The following is a 16568-nucleotide window of genomic DNA, read 5'->3' on the forward strand; positions in this document are numbered from 1 at the left end:
ATCCTCAAAGTGCTCGGCACTTGGCAGGGGCGGTTTCGTAGTACGCATTGGTGTCGGCGTGCTCTGGAAGCTCGAACTGCAACTCGCACGGTTCCAGCCCCGGCGCCTTGATAAACAGCGTGCGGGTGTCGAGGACGTTGGGCAGGAACACCAGGCCACCCTCCTGCACCAGCGTCACGAATTCTCCCTCCTGGTTGTTCACGGAGGCGCCGCGAGGCAAGGGGGCACCGTTGACGGTGGTGACCTTGAGCAGGGCACGGCGGGTGAGGGTTACGCCGAACTCGACCCTGTCGACAGCGCCGCGCCCGGCGGAAATCACCGCCAAACCGTTGTTGATGTCGGCGTTGCGCGGCAGCGTCTTGGTGTCGACTTCTACCGGGCTCTTGCCATAGGCCGAGACTTGCGGGATCACGGCCTGGCCCTGCCAGTCGGTCCACACCGGCCCGCTGGGGGTCGACACTTTGATGGCGCCCATGTCGGCGACCGAGAGCAGCGCAAAGGTGTCGCTGATCGAATAGGGCGACAGTGTCACGCCGCCGCCATGGACCACGGCGCCGCCGCGAGCACTGGCCTGATAGCTGGTACGCTCGGCATCGCTGCGCGTGTAGTTGACGTCCAGTTGGGTATAGCGCGGCAGGAGCGAGACTCCGGCAGTGGACTGGACTTGCCTGTCACGGGAGTCGTGTTCGACGCCGACGCGATAGGCCAGTTGATCGTTGACTTGTTCACTCAAACCGACGCCGCTGCGGTATTCACCCCCGAACTTCGCACCCAGGTCCGTGCTCGCCGGTTTTCACCCAGGGGGATGCTGAGGTTCACGTAGACGCTGTCGTCGTTGCGGTCAGCGCCGCTGACTTGCCATTCGGCGGTCGCCGAGACCGAGACGCCAGCGAGGGTGGTGCCCCAGGACGCGAGGGCGCGACTGGTGCCCTGGCCGTCGAACGAGTTCGACTGGCTGAAGCCGCCACTGAATGCGCCCAGCCAGGGGTGCGCCCACGAAAGAGAAATGTTCTGCCGGTCGCGATAGCGCGAGTTCCGGTCGTCGGGGGTGGTATCGAACACCGCCTCTTCCAGTTCCCGATAACCCAAGGTGCGATAAGAACTGCCCGCGTTGAGCGACCAGCGATCACTTAGACGGTGCGAGGCCATCAAGTCGGCCTGGACGCCTTGGCCGGAATCCTTGCCGGTTGCGTCGGCACTGACCAGCGTGGCTTGGACGTGGGTTTGCGGGGAGACCAGCAGCCCCAGGCCGGCACCCGCCGCGCGGTAGTCGGCTGCACCGGTCAGGCCACCGCTGATCTGCACCTGCGAATGCAACGCACCGCTCCAGCCACCGCTGATGACCCAGGGTTCCTCGCCTTTTTCGTTCCCCACTCGGCGCACCTGTCCCGCCGCCAGCGAAAATCCGGGCGCAGGTAATCCAACACCGAGCATCGCCGCTGGCACGATAAAACTTCGTTCGCTGCCGTCGATCTCCTTGACGGTGACTTCCACGTCGGAGCGGCTGTTGAGCCGCCGGACGTTGTCCAGTGCAAACGGGCCGGCGGGCACCACGGTGGAGTAGATCAGCGCACCGTTCTGCCGCACTTCGACCTGGGCCTGACTATTGGCTATCCCCTGGATTACCCCGCCTTGCCCCTCGACTTGCAAGGCTTGCTCGTTAAGCACTTGCAGGCCGGTGATCTGCGCGCCCGTCAGGATCGGGTTGTAGAGATTGATCTGGCCTGCCTGAAACACCGCCTGATGGCTGGCGAAAGTTCGTTGTGCGTAGGCGGCGATGTGGGTGGTGCGCGACACATTGTCCTGCCAGGTTTGTACCTGACGGCTGCGTACGATCCAGTCGCCGGCATTGAAACCCACTTCGGTATTGGCCGAGGCGTAGCGACTGGAGTCGTCGCCATAGCGGCTGTGTTGGCCGGTCACGTCATAGTTGAGCAAGGCCGCGAAGCCACCGGTCTGGTAGCCGGATACGTCAAGGACGACAGGGCGAATGGCGTCGGTGGGAACGATCAGGGCCAACGCCAGATTAGCCGGGTCCTGTTCGATGGCAGTCTGCGGTGAGGTGCCTAGAAAGTCATAGCAGCGGCCGTCGTCGAGGCTGCGCTCGGGCACATTCAGGTTGGCCTTGTCGAGCAGGGGGCGATCGAAGCACAGTGCGCCCTGGCGGTCGAACGTAATGTCAACCCGCCCCTGGCGCTGCCCATTGACGCTGAGGGTCACCGAATGCTGACCTGCGGCGAAACGGGGCGCCTGCATCAGCAAGGTCGCCAAGGCTGGATCGATGCCGCGTTGGCGCAAGGTGTTGGTGTCGAACGATGCCAGCAACAGGTCATCACCGCGGGCGTCGAGCATCATCAGCGCATTGACCACCAGCACGGCCGCGGCAGCCCTGAGCGCGGACAAAATAGGGCGAGTGTGGCGAACGACGGGCACGGCTTCGCCATCACGGCATACAGATACTGTGTTCATGGGATTCACTTGGGTTATGCCGGCCTGCCTCTTACGCTGAGGTCAGGCACGCGAGTGGCAACGGCTCAGGACCGTCGCCAGGACACTTCGGCGCTCTTCGTTCCTTCTTCGCGCAGTCAGTGGGTTTCAGGATTCGAGTGGGGCCTCGAAGTGCGGTACGGCAAAACCGTAGACCGTGGCCGGCTGTATCCGCACGCGGTTTCCACCGGCACCATCGATGGCCACACTCAGCGTTTCACCCGGCAGCACATAAGTGCGCGGGAGCAGCGCTGATCCATTGCCGGGCAGCAGCGTCAGCTCCTGAGCCAGGCGCACGACGTAGGGTGTTGGGTTATGCACGCTGAGCTGATCGTTTTTCAGGCGCCAGGCCAGCCCCGTCCAAGGTGTGCGATTGGGGGCCAGGCCCTTTGGGTGCAAGATCACTGGCAGGTTCTGTCGCACGGTCACACCCACCCGCGCGTGTCCCGCCTCGGCAGGGGGGCGGTCCTGGGGCATGCCTTCGAAAATCACCCGCTTGAGGCGTTGGGTCGTCAATGGCGCCGACGATTGCAGGATGAATCGCACCAGTTGACTCTTGGCTGGCTCGACCCGGGCCAATGGCGGCGTGACGAACAGCAGCGACTCCTTATCCTCGGGGATGTCTTCGAGTGTGACATGCAACAAGGCCAGCGTTGCGTCGGTATTGGTCACCGAGACGGAGGCTTCGCCATCGGCTTCGTTCACGATGACCACAGACGTGTCGGGCACCATGCCATCCGCCAGAACATGGCCGCAGAACAGGAAGGCGAGGGTGCTGATACACCGTTTAAGGCTCGAAATGCCCTTGGATAATTTCATGGTCAAACCCTGTATGAGAGAGGGACGCAAAACAAGAGTTGGCATGGCTAGAGGTACCTGAGGTCGAGCACGATGGCGCCGTCCAGCGGCACCTCCTGATTCAGGGTCAGGAAGCTCGCGGCGTTGATGGAAGTGTTGATGTGCAGCGTGGCCGTCAGTAGGCGATGGGGTTCCGGTACCAGCGTGCCGGGCCTGGCGAAGCCCATGTAGTTGTTTGGGTAGACATTGGTTTCCGGGAACCAGGTCAAGCCCTGATTGCTCGACGCGAGCACCAGTGCCGGACCTCCGTCAGCCACCGCATTGCGCAGCGCCAGACTCACCGCGCCCAGACGTTCGTCGGGGGCATGGACGTTCCATCCCAGGCCGTAATAAAACCCCGGTCCCAGTGATGAGTCTTCGCGGTTATCGCGGCCCACCAGCACAAACAGCAGGGCTTCGTTGCAACTCACGTGAAGCTCCAGCTGGCGGCTGGGCAAGGGGCTCAGCTCGTATTGATTCAGGCTGCGCGCCGGCACCATGCCGTGGTCGACAATACCGCCGTCCGACAACAGGACGTCGCAGGCATTGGGCGTGATGTGGCCCACGACGTTCAGTTCAACCTCGGACGCGGCAATCGCCTCTGGCCTGAAACCCAGCAGGCAGAAGACGGCGAACAGGTGTGAAATCGCATGTTTCATAACGGTCTGAAATCCTTGTCAGCTCGATGCAGAGAAGAGCGGCCAGGGGACTGAGCCGCTCTCGATCCGTCGGTGGGTTACAGGTAGCGCACGGTCAGGGTGACGGAGCCATCGATGGCGACTTCGTTGGTCAGGGTGAGTGAGTTGGTGGGGGCGATTCGCGGCGAGATGTAGAGGTCGGAAGTCCACGTCTGGAAAGGAATCGGCGCCACGGTAGCGGTGTCGGTCACCGTCAGGATGTTGTCAGTGGCAAGATCACGAGCAAGACCCCAGGTCGAGCCGCTATCGTAGGACTCGATCGTTCTCACTGTTGCACCATCGGCAATCGGCGCCACCAATCTCATGCTCATGGCTCCCAGCTTTTCGTTGCCGTTGATGAGTCCCAGGCCGAACTCCAACGAATCATTAGGGATGTAGGACGAGCCGGCGCGGTTGTCCTTGGCTTCAACTGCTGCCAGGGTAGCGGCGTCGCAAGTCAGAGCCAGCTGTAATGTTTTGGTATCGAGGTATGTCGCCTTATCCGCATTCAAATCCTTCGCCGAAATCTTGCCGTAATCCACCAGCCCCCCTTGGGACAAGGTCGGCTCGCAGGCACTCGGGGTAATGATGCCGGTTACGGTCAGGTCGACGCTCGAGGCGGCGAAAGTGCTGGCGCTGGCGGTGAGCAACATGGCGACGAGCAGGGTATTGAGTGTCTTTTTCATTGTGAGCCTCCAGGAATATCAGTAAGTGATTTGCATCGTGACGTGACCGTCGATGGGCAGTTCATCGAGCAGGGTCAGGTCAGTCGCAGGCGCGATAATGGTGTTGGCCCGCAGGCGAGCACTCAGATGTTGCAAGGCAATGGGCGTGTGCGGATCGCCCGGGGTGGCAAACGCGGTCAGGGCGGCGTGGCCCAGATAGGAGGAGGGCCCCCAACTGGCGCCGTTGTTACGCGACATGATGGTCACCACCGGGTTGCTGTCGGCCTGCGGTTCGAATATGCCGAAGCCGACGCTGCCGAGGTTTTGATCATCGTTGACCGTTCCCAGACCGTGGTAAGCCGCAATGACGGCCGAAGTACCGGCGCGGTTGTCGATCGTTGTCAGGGTGAAGAGCGTGGGGCCTTCACAGTCGACCTGGAGTTGTAGATCCCCGGGGGGCAAACGGGTCGGAAGCTGCTGATCGAGGTTTTTCGAGGTCAGTTTGCCGTGATCGATGATGCCGCCGCCCGACAGCGAGGGTGTGCAGGAACTGGGTGTGATGGTGCCGCTGACACTCAGCTCCGTGGTGCCGGCCGCCAGTACGGCGGGGGCGAACGCCAGCAACAGGGTCGTGGAGATTGCAAAAGAACATCTGTCCATGATGGGTCTTCCTTGTGTGTAAGGGGCATGCCGTTTATGGGCATGACCGGTTGGAGGAGACGGATTTACAGAGGTCTGTTTCGCAACGCAGCTGTCAGCCGGGATAAACGCTTGTACATGTGTTCAGTTCTCCTTGAAGTTCGACGTTGTGAGTGCCCAGTGTGGGCAGCGCGCAATCTAACGGTCGCGGAAACAAGGTGAAATGCAACTAATACGAAAAGTTACGGTTCGCGGACTGAAAGGTTCCTTGGCGGTGCCTCAGTGATTGGAAGATATTTGTTGCCTTAATGGGCGACCATGAGCACTAAACGATTGTTGTTTTCTTGGAAGTGACGGGGTTTCCCTGTGCGCGGGAGTAATTTATCGGCCTGGTTTGGCGGGTGAATTGAAACTAATGCGAGAGAGGAATTGAGAATGTTTAGTGAAAGTTCAGAGCAGTGGAGGTGCAAAATGATCTGCAATTTACAATTTGTATTGTCTCGGGGAGCTGTCTGTAGGCTTTGTGTGTGGTCCAAATAGCCAGGAATTGTAGGGCGGTTCCTTATCTTCCATAGGACAAAGTCCTGTCGCCCGCCTATGCTGGGTCAGGCGAGATTTGGTTGAATTTTGATCGTTGTGATGAGAACGGGACGGCGCTATTTTTCAGATATTCCAGTCATCTAACAGGATAAATCTGACAATGCGCGTAATCATTGCTGACGACCATCCTGTCGTTCGGATCGGCATGCGAATGCTCACCGACCTGAGCGGCACTTGTGTGATTGTGGGAGAAGCCGAGGGGCCGGACAGCCTGTTCAGTCTGCTTTCAACCACTTCCTGCGAGCTGTTGATCACCGATTTCTGCATGCCTGGCAATGTGCAGGCCGATGGCTTGCGGATGCTCAGCAGGGTGCGTCGTCGCCATCCGACGACCTCGATCATCCTGGTGACCATGTTCGCCAACGTTACGACTCTGAGAGCTGCGCTGGGTCAAGGCGTCGTGGCGATCGTCGCCAAGGATGCTTCGGCCAAGGAGCTGCCGATGGCAATCCGTGCAGTGAGCGAAGGCCGGCGATTCATCAGTCAGGCCCTTCATGCGGTACTGCTGCAAGCCGATGCGGAAGCCCAGTCGAGTAGTCCCTCTCTGTCAGCCAAAGAGCACGAGGTGGTCAGGATGCTCGCCAGCGGCATGACCGTCAGTGAAATTGCCGAGCATTTCAAACGCAGCGTGTCGACCATCAGCAAACAAAAAAACATGGCCATGCAAAGGTTGGGTATCTCCACGGATGTGGATCTATTTGCCTATGCGCGTGACAGTGGCATGGTGCATCAGATGCGGCTGTAAGTTATTTTACATTTAAGAATCGTATTAATTGTATTTTTTGACGCCAGGCCTTCGCTTATATTTTTATGCGCTGTAAGTGCAAGTAAATAAAGTCTATTCCTGGAGTTGATAAGTATGAACAAGCGTTTCGGTTGTATGGCGATAGGGCTCTTCCTTATCGCGTCGTCCAATGTCTATGCGGCGTCCAGTGTCGACCTTAGAGTGACGGGGAGCATTACCCCAAGTGCCTGCGTGCCACAGCTTTCAAGTAGCGGTTTGATTGATTACGGGAAAGTTTCAGTCAAGGACTTGAGGTGGGACAAGGTCATGCCGGTGCAACGGCTGCAGTTGTCCGTGAACTGTGACGCGGCCACTTTTTTTGCGATAAAAAGCACCGATAACCGGTCAGGCACTGCACACAACAACAGTTCTTCGGCTTTCGGCCTGGGGCTGGGTGTGAACGATCACAAGCTGGGCATGTACAACCTCACAATGGAAAATGCCTTGGCTGACGGTGCGGTGGCGCGTCTGGTTGAATCGGTCGACAGCACCACCTGGTTCCCGGTTTCCGAAGGTCAGGCGTGGCAGCCCACATGGATGAGGACCGCCAACGCATCAGGTCCGGATTATGCTCCTGTCGCCATGCAGACCTTTGAAGCCGATATGGTCGTCGCAACGACCATCGCCCAGTTGAGGAACCTGGCAGCTGAGGTCTCGTTGGACGGCAGCGCAACCCTGGACATCGTCTACCTCTAGGCGACGCGGCAGGTGCCACCATTTTCATGGTGAATGACCATGGTTTTTCCCGCCCTCACGGATTATCGTGCTGGCCAATTGACCATTTTCGAAGGACGCCGACCATGAGTGATGACCACAACGCCTTGATCACCCGGTTCTATCAGGCCTTCCAGCGTCTGGATGCCGACGCCATGTGCGCCTGTTACACCGACGACGTGGTGTTCAGCGACCCCGCGTTCGGCGAACTGCGCGGCCGCGATGCGGGTGACATGTGGCGGATGCTCACCACCCGGGCCAAGGACTTTTCCCTGACCTTCGACGGTGTGCGCAGCGACGAACGCAGCGGCGGTGCCCACTGGGTGGCGACCTACCTGTTCAGCCAGACGGGCAACACCGTGGTCAACGACATTCAGGCACGCTTCGTGTTTCGCGATGGCAGGATTTGCGAGCACCACGACAACTTTGACCTGTGGGCCTGGTCGCGTCAGGCCCTGGGCTTCAAGGGCCTGCTGCTGGGCTGGACGCCTCTGGTGCGCAACGCCGTTCGTGCCCAGGCGCTCAAGGGGCTGAGGGCATTTCAGGCCAGTCGCTGATAAGATTGCGGCCTGTTTCCTTGAAGCCTTGACCGTCACGTGAACGCTCCCAGCGAATTCTCTGTTGTCGCCGCCGAACAGGTGCCGGCCAGCAAACCCTGGTTTGTCTACCTTGTACGGGCGGCCAATGGGTCGCTGTATTGTGGGATCAGCGACGATCCCATTCGCCGATTCGCCAAGCACCAGAGCGGCAAAGGTGCACGCTTCTTTCTATCGAGCCCCGCCATGGCACTGGTGTACACCGAAGCCTGCCGTGACAAAAGCGAAGCGTTGCGTCAGGAACGGCTGATCAAGAAGCTCAGGAAAAGCGCCAAGGAATGCCTGGTGGCGACCTTTGCTGCAGGCTTATCAATCTGACTGATGGGTTCCCATCAGGCAGATCGGTAGGCCGCTCACGGATTGCGCGCTAAGCTGCGGATTCCTATTCGAGCGGCGGAGCCGAGCATGTCCGAGTTGATTCTTCATCATTACCCGACGTCCCCATTCGCCGAAAAGGCCCGCCTGCTGCTGGGCTTCAAAGGCTTGTCCTGGCGCTCGGTCAAGATATCGCCAGTGATGCCCAAACCTGATCTGATCGCACTGACCGGCGGCTATCGCAAAACCCCGGTGCTGCAAGTCGGCGCGGACGTTTACTGCGACACTTCGTTGATTGCCCGGCGACTGGAGCAGGAGAAAGCCTTGCCGGCATTCTTCCCGGAAGGTCAGGAAATGATCGCAGCGACCTTCGCGGCGTGGGCCGATTCTGTGGTGTTCCAGCATGCGGTCAGCCTGGTGTTTCAGCCGGAATCAATCGCTGTACGTTTTGGCAGCTTGTCGCCGGAAGCGATCAAAGGCTTTCTCGCTGATCGCGCGGCGCTGTTCAGTGGTGGCAGTGCCAGCAAGTTGTCATCGGAGCAGGCACGGCATCAATGGCCGACGATCATGGCGAGGCTGGAGCAGCAGTTGCGACGCGAGCAGGGTGATTTCCTGTTCGGTGCACCGTCGATTGCCGACTTCGCTCTGGCTCATTGCCTGTGGTTCCTGAAGGCGACGCCGGTGACCGCGCCGCTGGTGGATGCATATCCGGCGGTGGCCGCGTGGCATGCAAGGGTTTTGGGTTTCGGTCATGGTGCGTCCAGCGAGATGACGTCGGAACAAGCGCTGGAAGTGGCGCGCAATGCCAAGCCAGCGGCGTTGCCGGATGAAATGTTCGATGAGCCGAATGGGTTTGAGGCGGGTCAGCAGGTGATCATCGCCGCGACCGACTACGGCGTTGACCCGGTGGCCGGGGAGCTGCTGTTTGCCGGGCGCGAGGAGCTGATTTTGCGCCGCGAAGACGAGCGTGCCGGGGTGGTGCATGTGCACTTTCCGCGCTTTGGTTTTCGTATTGAAAAACGCTGACAAACAACTGTGGGAGCGAGCAAGTCGAATCGTCGCACCGCCGCTCCCACAGGGGTAATCAGTGTCCACCAGGGCTATTTCAACGCCGCCATGATCGCATCCGGGTCATAGCCGCGAATCTGAGTCCCGTTCACCTCGATGAACGGAATGCCGCCACCCCCCAACGCTTCATAGGCCTTGCGGGCGTGCGCGTCTTTCTCGATGTCGAATTCCTTGTAGGGAATGCCCTTCTGATCGAGGAAACGCCGACTCAGTTTGCAGTAGCCACACCATTCGGTGCTGTAAAGCACGACATTGGCGCTGGCCTGAATCTGTTGCGAAAACACCTGCGAAGGATTGAACACCCGCTCGATTTTGCCCCAGTTCTGATAGACCACGACCACCAGCAGGATCAGCAGGCATTTTTTCAGCACGCTGCCCAGCATCAGTTACGGCGCTTGAGCTGGTCGGTGAGTGAGGTCGGCAGCCCCTTGATGATCAACGTGCCGGCTTCTTCGTCGTACTCGATCTTGGAGCCCAGCAGGTGGGCCTCGAAACTGATCGACAGGCCTTCGGCACGGCCGGTGAAGCGGCGGAATTGGTTGAGGGTGCGTTTGTCCGCCGGGATCTCTGGCGACAGGCCGTAGTCCTTGTTGCGAATGTGATCGTAGAACGCTTTCGGACGCTCTTCGTCGATCAGTTCCGAAAGCTCTTCCAGGCCCATGGGCTCGCCCATTTTCGCCTGGCTGCTGGCGTAATCCACCAGGGCCTTGGTTTTCTCCCGGGCGGAGTCTTCGGGCAAGTCTTCGCTCTCGACGAAGTCGCTGAACGCCTTGAGAAGCGTGCGGGTTTCGCCCGGGCCATCGACACCTTCCTGGCAGCCGATGAAGTCACGGAAATACTCCGAGACCTTCTTGCCATTCTTGCCCTTGATGAAGGAAATGTACTGCTTGGACTGTTTGTTGTTCTGCCACTCGGAGACGTTGATCCGTGCGGCCAGGTGCAATTGGCCCAGGTCGAGATGGCGCGACGGCGTGACGTCCAGCTCTTCGGTCACCGCCACGCCTTCACTATGGTGCAGCAGCGCGATGGCCAGATAATCGGTCATGCCCTGTTGATAGTGGGCAAACAGCACATGGCCACCGGTGGACAGGTTCGATTCTTCCATCAGCTTTTGCAGATGCTCTACCGCCACTCGGCTGAACGCAGTGAAGTCCTTGCCCCCCTCGAAATACTCCTTCAGCCAGCCGCTGAATGGATGCGCCCCCGACTCGGCATGGAAGAACCCCCACGCTTTGCCTTGTTTGGCGTTATAGCTCTCGTTGAGGTCGGCGAGCATGTTCTCGATGGCGGCGGACTCGGCCAATTCGGAGTCGCGAGCGTGGAGAACAGCGGGCGTACCGTCGGGTTTTTTCTCGATCAGGTGGACGATGCAATGACGGATCGGCATGGGCTTCTCGGCTGATTGAAGAGAGGAGGGCGTGCTCCCCCAAAAGTTGCCAAGTGTACCGCAACCACTGGTTTTGGCGCGGTGCGAAGGGCAATTCGCGGGTCATCGACGGCCCTTATGCAGTTTTTTATCAATTTAGAGCAATAAAGCTGACCAAATGGGTAGGCAGAGGCGGATATTTCCTTGTCTCTGTGCTAGTTTTGCCCGGTCTTACGCGAAGTCACTGCGTTAAGCGTGCAGTCAGCAAATGTCAGGTCGAACCAAACCCTGATTTCGGTATCTATAACCCCGATCCCGCGGTTATTGGCCGAGGGTGCCAGATCCAGAAGATCGGGCTCGATGGCTGACACTGCACTCTGCAATCCATATGAATTTGATAGGGAAGGAACACTACATGGCTCTTACTAAAGACCAACTGATCGCCGACATCGCTGAAGCTATCGACGCGCCAAAAACCACCGCGCGTAACGCTCTGGACCAACTGGGCCAAATCGTTGCTGATCAGCTGGAAAACGGCGGCGAAATCACTCTGCCAGGTATCGGCAAACTGAAAGTGACCGAGCGTCCTGCCCGTACCGGCCGTAACCCTTCGACTGGCGCTGCCATCGAAATCGCTGCCAAGAAAGTGATCAAGCTGGTTGTGGCCAAAGGCCTGACCGACGCGATCAACAAGTAAGAAGCAGTAAAAAAGCCGTGCACCGGAGCGATCCGGGCACGGCTTTTTTGTGTCTGGGATTTTTACCCTGTAGGAGCGAGCATGCTCGCTCCTACAGGGTCGGTGATTACGTCTCGGACGCCCACCGCTGCCGCCAGGCCTGCTGCTGCGCCGGGGTCTGGAAGGTCCACGCGACGAAGCGGCTCTGCTTCTGCCCCTGGGACATCTCCACCACCTGGCTCTCCAGTGCGCCGGCCTTTTTCAGCGCCGTCTGGATCACCGGCAGGTTCGAGGCTTTCGACACCAGGGTGCTGAACCACAACACCTGCTGGCCTGCCTGCGCGCTCTCGCTGATCAACTGCGTGACAAAACGCGCCTCGCCACCTTCGCACCACAACTCCGCTGCCTGCCCGCCGAAGTTCAGCACTGGCAGTTTGCGTTTCGGATCAGCCTTGCCCAGCGCCCGCCATTTTCGGCTGCTGCCACGAGTGGCTTCTTCCAGGGAGGCGTGGAACGGGGGATTGCACATGGTCAGATCGAACCGTTCGTCATTCTCTAGCAGACCCAGCAGAATGTGCTTGCGGTCGGCTTGTTGGCGAATCTGGATGGCTTTGTTCAGTCCATTGGCCGCCACAATGGTTTTCGCCGAGGCGATGGCGATGGCATCGATGTCCGAGCCGACAAATTGCCAGCGGTAGTCACTGTGGCCAATCAACGGATACACGCAGTTGGCGCCAGTGCCCACGTCCAGCACCTTCACCGCAGCGCCACGGGGGACCTCGCCGTTGTTGCCTTTGGCCAGGAGGTCGGCGAGAAAGTGCACGTAGTCGGCGCGCCCAGGGACCGGCGGGCACAGGTAGTCGGCGGGAATGTCCCAATGGGTAATGCCATAGAACGCCTTGAGCAGCGCCCGGTTGAACACCCGCACGGCGTCCGGGCTGGCGAAATCGATGCTTTCCTTGCCATACGGATTGATGATCACGAATTTGGCCAGTTCCGGGGTGCTTTTGATCAGCGCCGGAAAGTCGTAGCGACCCTGGTGGCGATTGCGCGGATGCAGGCTGGCCTTTTCCCGGGGCTCCACGGTTTTGGCCAGGTTCGCCGGGGCAGGCTTCTTGCGCGCAGGTTTGGGTGTACGAGGGGCGGTCATGGCAGTGGTCAATTCGGGTATGGCTGAAAGTGGCGGGCATTGTCCCACATTGATGGCCGATACACCGAACCTGTAGGAGCGGTGTAGTAGGTACAAAAAAGGGAGGCCGTTGCCGGCCTCCCTTTTTCATCGCGATTGCCGTTACAGGCTGGCAATCCGCGCGTGTTGCTCGGCCAGTTTGCCCAGAGCCTGTTCGGCTTCGGCCAATTTGGCGCGTTCCTTCTCGATGACTTCGGCGGGGGCCTTGTCAACGAAACCCGCGTTGGACAGCTTGCCACCCACGCGCTGGACTTCACCCTGCAAACGCTGGATTTCCTTGTCCAGGCGTGCCAGTTCCGCGCCCTTGTCGATCAAGCCTGCCATCGGCACCAGCACTTCCATCTCGCCCACCAGTGCGGTGGCGGACAGCGGTGCTTCTTCGCCAGCGGCCAGGACGGTGATCGATTCCAGGCGAGCCAGCTTCTTGAGCAGTGCTTCGTTCTCGGTGAGGCGACGCTGGTCTTGCGCGCCGACGTTTTTCAGGAACAGCGGCAGCGGTTTGCCCGGGCCGATGTTCATTTCGCCACGGATGTTGCGCACACCGAGCATCAGGCCCTTGAGCCATTCGATGTCGTCTTCGGCGGCAGGGTCGATGCGTTCCTCGTTGGCCACCGGCCAGGGCTGCAGCATGATCGTCTTGCCTTCGATACCGGCCAGCGGCGCGATGCGTTGCCAGATTTCCTCGGTAATGAACGGCATGAACGGATGCGCCAGGCGCAGGGCCACTTCCAGTACGCGAACCAGCGTGCGACGGGTGCCACGCTGGCGTTCAACCGGTGCGTTCTCGTCCCACAGCACCGGCTTGGACAGTTCCAGGTACCAGTCGCAGTACTGGTTCCAGATGAACTCATACAGCGCTTGTGCCGCCAGGTCAAAACGGAACTGGTCAAGCTGGCGGGTCACTTCGGCTTCGGTGCGCTGCAACTGCGAGATGATCCAGCGATCGGCCAGCGACAACTCGTAGGCTTCGCCGTTCTGGCCGCAGTCTTCGCCCTTGTCCAGCACGTAGCGAGCGGCGTTCCAGATCTTGTTGCAGAAGTTGCGGTAGCCTTCCACGCGTCCCATGTCGAACTTGATGTCACGACCGGTGGACGCCAGCGAGCAGAAGGTGAAGCGCAGGGCGTCGGTGCCGTAGCTGGCGATGCCGTCGGCGAACTCGTCGCGGGTGGCTTTCTCGATCTTCTTCGCCAGTTTGGGCTGCATGAGGCCAGAGGTGCGTTTTTGCACCAGGGTCTCCAGTTCGATGCCGTCGATGATGTCCAGCGGGTCAAGGACGTTGCCCTTGGACTTGGACATCTTCTGGCCCTGGCCATCACGCACCAGGCCGTGCACGTAGACGGTCTTGAACGGAACCTGCGGCGTGCCGTCCTCGTTCTTGATCAGGTGCATGGTCAGCATGATCATCCGGGCGACCCAGAAGAAAATGATGTCGAAACCCGTCACCAGCACGTCGGTGGAGTGGAATTTCTTCAGGAACTCGGTTTTCTCCGGCCAGCCCAGGGTGGAGAACGTCCACAGCCCGGAACTGAACCAGGTGTCGAGTACGTCGTTGTCCTGTTGCAGCGCAACATCGGCACCGAGGTTGTGCTTGGCGCGCACTTCGGCTTCGTCGCGACCGACGTAGACCTTGCCCGACTCGTCGTACCAGGCCGGAATCCGATGACCCCACCACAGCTGACGGCTGATGCACCAGTCCTGGATGTCGCGCATCCACGAGAAGTACATGTTTTCGTACTGCTTGGGCACGAACTGGATGCGGCCGTCTTCCACGGCGGCAATCGCAGGCTCTGCCAGCGGCTTGGTCGACACGTACCACTGGTCGGTCAGCCACGGCTCGATCACGGTGCCCGAACGGTCGCCTTTCGGCACTTTCAGGTTGTGGTCGTCGACGCTGACCAGCAGGCCAGCCGCATCGAAGGCGGCCACGATCTGCTTGCGCGCTTCGAAACGGTCAAGGCCGGCGTACTCGGCCGGGATCTTGCCATCAATGGTTTCGTTCAGGGTGCCGTCCAGGTTGAATGCCTGGGCGGCCGGCAGAACGTGGGCGTTCTTGTCGAAGATGTTCAGCAGCGGCAGGTTGTGGCGCTTGCCGACTTCGTAGTCGTTGAAATCGTGGGCCGGGGTGATTTTCACGCAGCCGGTGCCGAATTCAGGGTCGCAGTAATCGTCGGCAATGATCGGGATGCGACGGCCAACCAGTGGCAGCTCGACGAACTGGCCGATCAGGGCTTTGTAGCGATCGTCGTTCGGGTTCACCGCGACGGCGGAGTCGCCGAGCATGGTTTCCGGACGCGTGGTCGCGACGATCAGGTAATCCTTGCCTTCAGCGGTTTTGGCGCCATCGGCCAGCGGGTACTTGAGGTTCCACAGGAAGCCTTTCTCGTCGTGGTTTTCCACTTCGAGGTCGGAAATAGCCGTGTGCAGCTTGGTGTCCCAGTTGACCAGGCGCTTGCCGCGGTAGATCAGGCCGTCTTCGTGCAGGCGCACGAACGCTTCCTTGACCGCTTCCGACAGGCCGTCGTCCATGGTGAAACGCTCGCGGCTCCAGTCCACGGACGAGCCAAGGCGGCGGATCTGGCGGCTGATGTTGCCACCGGACTGATCCTTCCACTCCCAGACTTTTTCGAGGAATTTATCCCGGCCCAGGTCGTGGCGGTTCTGGCCCTGGGCTTCGAGTTGGCGCTCTACCAGCATCTGTGTGGCGATACCGGCGTGGTCGGTGCCCGGTTGCCACAAGGTGTTGCGGCCTTGCATGCGGCGGAAACGGATCAGGGCGTCCATGATCGCGTTGTTGAAGCCGTGACCCATGTGCAGGCTGCCGGTGACGTTCGGCGGCGGGATCATGATGGTGTAGGACTCGCCCGCGCCTTGCGGGGCGAAGTAATTCTCGGACTCCCAGGTGTTGTACCAGGAAGTTTCAATGGCGTGCGGCTGGTAGGTCTTATCCATGCGCGGCGGGACCCTATTGGCATCAATTCAGGAAAAGCCGACGAGTATAGCGGAGGGGGGCAGCTACAAGCCACAATGGCAGCTACAAGCTACAAGCTACAAGCCACAAGCTACAAGCGGACGAGGTCAGCTTTTTCTTGCAGCTTACAGCTTGGAGCTCGTAGCTGCGGCGAGCAGCCGCTCCATGCGTGCATCGAGGCGGCGTTTGATCTCGGTCTCGATGTGCGGGGCAAAATCGTCGATCACGTCCTGCATGATCAATTGCGCGGCGGCGCGCAGTTCGCTGTCCAGATGAAGCAGCGCGTCGGGGCCCTTGCTCTCGGTGGGCGCTGGAGCGGCCGGTTCGACGGTCGGCTGGCTGGCGCTGACCGTGTCGAACAACATGGGAATCTGTTCCTGTTCACCGGCCTCGACCGTGTCGGTCAGCAGCGGGGGTTGCAGGTTGTCATCACCGAGCAGCTCGCGGATCGACTCGAGGTCATCCAGCAGGTGCGCGGATTTTTGCAGCGGTTTTGAAGTGTCCATCGCCATGCTCAGAGTCGCTGTAAACGGTGATCTTGCAGAGGATAGCCCTGTTCGCGGTAGAAACGGAAACTCTCTCGCGCAGCGGCACGAATCGTCGGATCTTCCACCACCACTTCCGCCACACGGGCAAATTGGTGAGCAAAGGTCGGGACTTTCAGGTCCAGATTGACCAGCAGATCCTGGTGTTGCCCGCAGTCGCTGCCCAATCCCAACACAATCAAACCGTCCGGCTCGCTGTCAGCGGGGCCGTGGGGCACGAAGCTTTCGCCCTTGAAGGCCCACAGGCGCGCATCCAGGTCATCGCGCTGGGCAGCATCGCTGCAGTGCAGGTAGATGCGGTGTCCCATGCGCCAGGCTTTCTCGGTGAGCTTGCAGGCAAAATCCAGGCGTGCCGAGGGATCGGCGCTTGGCAGGATATAGAAGTCGACTTTGGTCATTGCGGTTCCTGAGCCCGGAACGGCGCTACCGGGAAGTAGCGCCG

The 16568-nt window shown here is 59.9% G+C and carries 16 protein-coding genes and 1 pseudogene; 6 read left to right on the plus strand and 11 right to left on the minus strand.

The features are described 5' to 3' along the window. Positions 1-4: 4 nt before the first annotated feature. The 5 genes and pseudogenes from AB4O36_RS01850 to AB4O36_RS01870 all read right to left on the minus strand — a co-directional run bounded on the left by AB4O36_RS01850 (position 5) and on the right by AB4O36_RS01870 (position 5326). Positions 5-2469 (minus strand): annotated as a pseudogene (locus tag AB4O36_RS01850) (fimbria/pilus outer membrane usher protein). Positions 2470-2595: 126 nt separating this feature from the next. Beyond that, a complete protein-coding gene (locus AB4O36_RS01855; protein WP_460121157.1) occupies positions 2596-3306 on the minus strand; it encodes a fimbria/pilus chaperone family protein in 711 nt (236 codons plus the stop codon). Positions 3307-3353: 47 nt separating this feature from the next. Beyond that, complete coding sequence (locus AB4O36_RS01860; RefSeq protein WP_460121159.1) at positions 3354-3983, minus strand: DUF1120 domain-containing protein; 630 nt, start codon at positions 3981-3983, stop codon at positions 3354-3356. A gap of 77 nt (positions 3984-4060) precedes the next feature. Continuing rightward, positions 4061-4687, minus strand: coding sequence for a DUF1120 domain-containing protein (locus AB4O36_RS01865; protein WP_460121161.1), 627 nt, complete (start codon positions 4685-4687; stop codon positions 4061-4063). 18 nt (positions 4688-4705) lie between these two features. After that, positions 4706-5326 (minus strand): DUF1120 domain-containing protein, encoded by a 621-nt coding sequence (locus AB4O36_RS01870; RefSeq protein ID WP_460121163.1) that lies wholly within the window; start codon positions 5324-5326, stop codon positions 4706-4708. Between the two features lie 679 nt (positions 5327-6005). Here AB4O36_RS01870 and AB4O36_RS01875 point away from each other — a divergent pair. The 5 genes from AB4O36_RS01875 to AB4O36_RS01895 all read left to right on the plus strand — a co-directional run bounded on the left by AB4O36_RS01875 (position 6006) and on the right by AB4O36_RS01895 (position 9340). Beyond that, entirely contained in the window at positions 6006-6650 is a 645-nt protein-coding gene (locus tag AB4O36_RS01875; protein ID WP_460140951.1) for a response regulator, read from the plus strand. 114 nt (positions 6651-6764) lie between these two features. After that, a complete protein-coding gene (locus tag AB4O36_RS01880) occupies positions 6765-7385 on the plus strand; it encodes a DUF1120 domain-containing protein (protein WP_460121167.1) in 621 nt (206 codons plus the stop codon). Positions 7386-7489: 104 nt separating this feature from the next. Continuing rightward, complete coding sequence (locus AB4O36_RS01885; RefSeq protein WP_460121169.1) at positions 7490-7960, plus strand: nuclear transport factor 2 family protein; 471 nt, start codon at positions 7490-7492, stop codon at positions 7958-7960. 39 nt (positions 7961-7999) lie between these two features. Beyond that, positions 8000-8317, plus strand: a complete 318-nt coding sequence (locus tag AB4O36_RS01890) for a GIY-YIG nuclease family protein (RefSeq protein ID WP_460121170.1) — start codon at positions 8000-8002, stop codon at positions 8315-8317. An 87-nt stretch (positions 8318-8404) separates the two neighbouring features. Further along, on the plus strand, positions 8405-9340 hold the full coding sequence (locus AB4O36_RS01895; RefSeq protein ID WP_460121172.1) for a glutathione S-transferase family protein: 936 nt from the start codon (positions 8405-8407) through the stop codon (positions 9338-9340). Between the two features lie 74 nt (positions 9341-9414). On the opposite strand, the gene AB4O36_RS01900 is transcribed toward AB4O36_RS01895, so the two are convergent. Next, complete coding sequence (locus tag AB4O36_RS01900) at positions 9415-9765, minus strand: glutaredoxin family protein (protein ID WP_460140952.1); 351 nt, start codon at positions 9763-9765, stop codon at positions 9415-9417. Beyond that, positions 9765-10769 (minus strand): nucleoid-associated protein YejK, encoded by a 1005-nt coding sequence (gene yejK, locus AB4O36_RS01905; protein WP_460121176.1) that lies wholly within the window; start codon positions 10767-10769, stop codon positions 9765-9767. The genes AB4O36_RS01900 and yejK overlap by 1 nt, the downstream gene beginning before the upstream one ends. Before the next feature lie 394 nt (positions 10770-11163). Between yejK and AB4O36_RS01910 the strand changes: the two genes are divergently transcribed. Next, positions 11164-11445, plus strand: coding sequence for an HU family DNA-binding protein (locus AB4O36_RS01910; protein WP_192305202.1), 282 nt, complete (start codon positions 11164-11166; stop codon positions 11443-11445). Positions 11446-11551: 106 nt separating this feature from the next. Here the strand turns inward: AB4O36_RS01910 and rlmF are convergent, their stop codons facing one another. The 4 genes from rlmF to AB4O36_RS01930 all read right to left on the minus strand — a co-directional run bounded on the left by rlmF (position 11552) and on the right by AB4O36_RS01930 (position 16524). Then, positions 11552-12574 carry a 23S rRNA (adenine(1618)-N(6))-methyltransferase RlmF gene (gene rlmF, locus AB4O36_RS01915; protein ID WP_460121179.1) on the minus strand — a complete coding sequence of 341 codons (1023 nt, stop codon included), beginning with the start codon at positions 12572-12574 and terminating at the stop codon, positions 11552-11554. A 141-nt stretch (positions 12575-12715) separates the two neighbouring features. Further along, a complete protein-coding gene (locus tag AB4O36_RS01920) occupies positions 12716-15562 on the minus strand; it encodes a valine--tRNA ligase (protein WP_460121181.1) in 2847 nt (948 codons plus the stop codon). Between the two features lie 144 nt (positions 15563-15706). Beyond that, entirely contained in the window at positions 15707-16087 is a 381-nt protein-coding gene (locus AB4O36_RS01925) for a DNA polymerase III subunit chi (protein ID WP_460121183.1), read from the minus strand. An 8-nt stretch (positions 16088-16095) separates the two neighbouring features. Continuing rightward, positions 16096-16524, minus strand: coding sequence for a DNA polymerase III subunit chi (locus tag AB4O36_RS01930; protein WP_460121185.1), 429 nt, complete (start codon positions 16522-16524; stop codon positions 16096-16098). Between the last annotated feature and the right edge of the window lie 44 nt (positions 16525-16568).

Source organism: Pseudomonas sp. S2_E01 (genome assembly GCF_054668365.1).